The sequence below is a fragment of the Archangium sp. genome (genome assembly GCF_057119385.1).
The window spans coordinates 1-4045 of record NZ_DBNGVP010000100.1 but is presented as its reverse complement, the minus strand read 5'-3'; the positions used below and the strand labels follow the sequence as shown (position 1 = coordinate 4045).

4 protein-coding genes are annotated in these 4045 nt (G+C 70.8%); 2 read left to right on the top strand and 2 right to left on the bottom strand.

Going from position 1 to position 4045, the window contains the following annotated elements:
* Positions 1-1310, top strand: a 1310-nt coding sequence (locus tag AC16DP_RS24695) for a hypothetical protein (RefSeq protein WP_483956867.1), incomplete at its 5' end; no start/stop codon positions are given.
* Positions 1311-1353: 43 nt separating this feature from the next.
* Positions 1354-1746, top strand: a complete 393-nt coding sequence (locus AC16DP_RS24690; protein ID WP_329730850.1) for a hypothetical protein — start codon at positions 1354-1356, stop codon at positions 1744-1746.
* Positions 1747-1788: 42 nt separating this feature from the next.
* Here the strand turns inward: AC16DP_RS24690 and AC16DP_RS24685 are convergent, their stop codons facing one another.
* Together AC16DP_RS24685 and AC16DP_RS24680 are read right to left on the bottom strand one after the other, a co-directional pair.
* Positions 1789-2724: a DUF2381 family protein gene (locus AC16DP_RS24685; protein WP_329730851.1), complete on the bottom strand. Its 936-nt coding sequence runs from the start codon at positions 2722-2724 to the stop codon at positions 1789-1791.
* A gap of 92 nt (positions 2725-2816) precedes the next feature.
* Positions 2817-4045 (bottom strand): serine/threonine protein kinase (locus tag AC16DP_RS24680; protein WP_483956866.1); only part of this gene is annotated, 1229 nt, incomplete at its 5' end.

Below are 4045 nucleotides of genomic sequence, written 5' to 3'. Positions count from 1 at the left end.
TCTCGCGCGGCGACTGGCGCGGCACCCTCGGCGAACTGTCGGCCCGGCACGCCGGCATGCTTCCCCAGCAGGACCTCAACGCCGTGCGCTACAACCACCCCATCTTCGACCTGCGCGACGCCCGGGGCCGGCTCAAGTCGGTGAAGACGAGCGTGCGCGCGGCGGACAGCCGGGGGGAGGCGTTCGAGACGTACCTGAGCGGATTGAGGGACATGGTGGGCCTGCGGCCTGGCACCTGGGAGCGGGCGCGGGCGGCCCTGTACCCGCGGGTGCCGGCGGCCGAGGGCCGGACGCTGATGTTGCGCCATGGCTACCTGCTGGTGAACGAGGACCATGTGGAGCCGTTCCGGGCCGTGCTGCGCGACCCGGCGACCTACCGCAAGCAGTCCTACCGGGAGGTGGCGGACAAGCTGCTGGAGATGGAGCCGGTGCGCATCGGCGGCACGGTGTACCGTGCATACCAGAACCTGGAGAACACGCGCCGGGGCACGGAGACTGCGCCCGAGGTGCGGCGGGAGGTGGAGGCCGCGCTCTGGGCCGTGAGGGAGAAGCTGGCCAGCCGCGTGCAGGGCAATGGCCTCACCAGTCCTCACCTGGTGCAACTGGAGCGCTTCCGGCGGCAGGTGGCCGCGGCCAACCCGCACATGACGGCCGCGGAAATCGAGCGCTGGGTCTTCCCCGAGTTGCTGCTGGTGGCGCGCCATGCGGGCGGGGTGCGCGGAAACGCCGTGGCCGCGGGTATTGCAGGCGGGCGTGGCGCGACGGGTGGGGCGTTGGTATCCGTGCTTTGTGAAGTCGTTCATCTATCTTACGAAACCAGCGTTCAGCCCCATGGACGGTACGCCCAAGCTTGGCCGCGGATTCAGCGGGCAGGCGTCGCAGGCGGCACGTCAGGTCTGGTGGGGGGGATTACCCAAAATCTTGTCACGGCCAACGCGGGCAGTGGCTTGTCACGCAATCTGATGGCTCAGGGTGCCAACGTCCGACTCGCGACGGGAGCGGGCCGCGTAGTCGGAGGCTTCGCGGGAGGCGCACTGGCCGCGCCCGTCTTCACGATGACCTCCCTCGCGTTCGATGACGAGGAGCACAGCCGCACGGACTACGTCGCGACGGGAACAAGAGCCTTCGTCGCTGGCGGTTTGAGTTCGGCCCTCGCCGCGGGTGTGGTGGGGGCCATCTGGGGCTCGGAGGTCCCACTGCTGGGAAATGCCGTGGGGTTCATCGTCGGCTTCAGCGGGTATTTTCTCGTGGACGCGCTGACCGGCGAGCAGGTCGAGCAGGGCGTCCGCCGCAGTCTGGATGGTCCGTGAGTGGGTGGACGTTGAATGGATGGTGACTGTGAGGAAGAGCGTTGTGAAGAAACCCATCCCACTGTGGTTGATTGGACTGGCCGTGTGGATCTTGGCATTTGCTGCCATTTCATTTTTCTGGCTCTACCACGGTAGCCGCAAAGGTCTTACCGGACGAATCGACTGGCCGGGTCTTGCCCTGGGGGCGGTCGGCCCGGCGGGATTGGTGGTGATGATCGTCCAGCGCATCCGCGCGGAGCCGACACCCGAGGAGCGGGCGGCGTTCTGGGCCATCTTCCATTCGCCACCGGGCACCATTGGAGCGGTGGTGGTGACGCGCAATGGAGCGCCCGAGGTGATTGCCACCGTGCGCAGCACCGAGGAGTACCTGAAGCTGGCGGGCTCGGGCCAACTGCCCGCCGATCACCGCGTCTACCTGCCCAACGACATCATCTGAGGGCCGTACGCCCCGATGGGTGTGTCTGAGCTGGATCGCTGGCTACGGGAACGTCACCCCGTCGAAGAACTCCGCCGTGCCACTCTCCTGGCTCCACAGCTTCAGCGTGAAGGTGCCGCGCGCGGCCTCCTCCGTCATCTCCACCTCCGCCATGACGTGGAGCTTCTTCCCAGGAGGAATGGGCTCCAGCGGCCACACGCCCAGCACCTTCCACTCCTCTCTGTTCTTCCCCACCAGCACCGCCCCCGTGGGCGTCCAGGGCGTGCTCCCGTGGTTTTCCAACCACTGCTCCACGAGCAGCCGCACCACCTTGTGTCCGTCCTCCAGCCGTGGGGTGTCCGCCCGGTAGCTGCGGGCCTCCGTGGACTCGAGCGTATGGCCCCGGCGCGAGGTGACGCTCTTCATGAGGTTCTTGCTGATGATGCCGCCCTCTCCCAGCAGCCCCTGGGTGTGCAGACCCAGCAACCCCCGCTGCCCGCCGCACTCCGCTTGCAGGCGCGCCTTGTCCTCCCGGCACTGTTGCGCTTCCGCCCGCGCCTGCCCCTCGCCCTCCCGGTAGGACTCGAGCGAGCGCGGCTGGCGCGTCACCTCCACCTGCCGCGCGGCCTCGGAGGGGTGCACCACCAGGGTGAAGCGGACGCTCACCGGGGCCGCGCCGTCCTGGAAGGACACCGTCAGCGGCACGCGCTCCCCCTCTCCCAGTGCCACCGTGGGCACGAGCGCCAGGCCCGTCTCGCCCTGCATCACCCGGAACCACTCCCGCCCGGCCAACTCCACCCGCGTCAGCTTCGCGTCGAAGAAGAAGCTGGTGGACAGCCCCGGGTGGACGCACACCGCGAGCGCCTCGCCAGGAGTGTCCGCGCTCAGCTCCAGGTGGCGCGTGCCTGCCTCACAGGCAGGCAGTGGGGTGGGGGCGGGGGACGCCACGGGCGCGGCGAGCAGCACGAGCCGCACCAGGGCGGCGGAGAGCACGGGCATGGGGTGGGCACCTCACGAAAACGAGACCGGAGGAGTGGGGCTCTACCACACCTCCTGCGCGGTCGTGTCCGTCCCGCCTCCCGGACGCCCCTCTACCTGAAGCGGTCCACCACCCGCAGCCGCGCGACGGGGTCCACCATCATCCTCCCCGGCCCGCTGCCCGGCTGGAGCTCCAGGCCGACGTTGCCATCCGTATCCATCAACTCCATGCACACCGGGTACACCACGCCCAGGGGCGTGCGCGCCTCGGTGAAGCGGCCGTACACCCGCCCCTCGTGGACGTAGAGCCTGCCGAACACGCGGGTATTGGTGGGCAGCGCCACCTTGTCGCCACGCCCATGCAAATCCCTGTTCGTGTCCCAGTCACCCGCCACGCGCAGGGACGCCTCCTCGGACACCTGCACGGACCTGCCGCGCACGCTGCTCCAATCCAGGGAGTTGTACTCCCCCATGCGCAGGCCGAGCGCCGTCATGGTCTCCACGGCCCCGGCGGGACACGCCCGCGGCGGCGCCGCCGGGCGCTCGGACGGCACCTGCTGCGAGGCACCCAGACAGGCCTGGAGGGCCGCGCTGGTGAGGCCCAGGCACGCGGTGCGCACGGCGGCCTTGCGGCGCGGGGGAGCGGTTTCCGGCGGAGCACCGGGTGTCTTCAGGGATTGCTGTTGCATGGGGGCAGTGTCCTCTCGGGGCGCCTCGGCACGAGGCGCGGCCACGGCCCGCACAGGTTCCGGCGCGGGCGCTCCGGGTGCCACTTCCTGGCGTGAGCCGAGCCACCAGGCCCCCAGCACCACGGCCAACCCCACCCCCAGCGCCGCCAGCACCCGGCCCCGGCGCCCCCACGGCTTCACCCGGGGCCGCGGCCCGGGGCGCGGCACCTGCGTCCAGTCCACGTCCGTCCGGGCCCTCAACTCCTCCAGCGCCTCGCACAACGCCACGGCGCCCGGGTAGCGCGCCTCGGGCGTCTTGGCCAGCAGCCGCAGGCACACCGCCTCCACCGCCCGCGGCACCCGCGCGTTGAGCACGTGCGGCGGCAGGGGCGCCCGGTGCAGCACCGCCTCCACGTCCTCGCCCCCATGCTCGGCCGGCAGGAAGGGAAAGCGCCCCGTCAGCACCCGGTAGAGCACCACCCCCAGCGCGTACAGGTCATCCCCCGGCCCCGCCCGGTAATGCGCGCCCGGCTCGCCCGCGTGCGCACGGCCATACGCCCACGCCTCCGGCGCCCGGTAGGGCAGCGTGCCCGGAGGAAACATCCCCTTCGTCAGCGTGGGGCAGGCCGGGTGCCAGGCCACCCCGAAGTCCACCAGCACCGCCTCGCCCGTCT

What these genes read in the sequence shown, in the direction of transcription:
- AC16DP_RS24685 (WP_329730851.1), bottom strand. Translation starts at nt 2,724, where the DNA reads ATGCCCGTGCTCTCCGCCGCCCTGGTGCGGCTCGTGCTGCTCGCCGCG.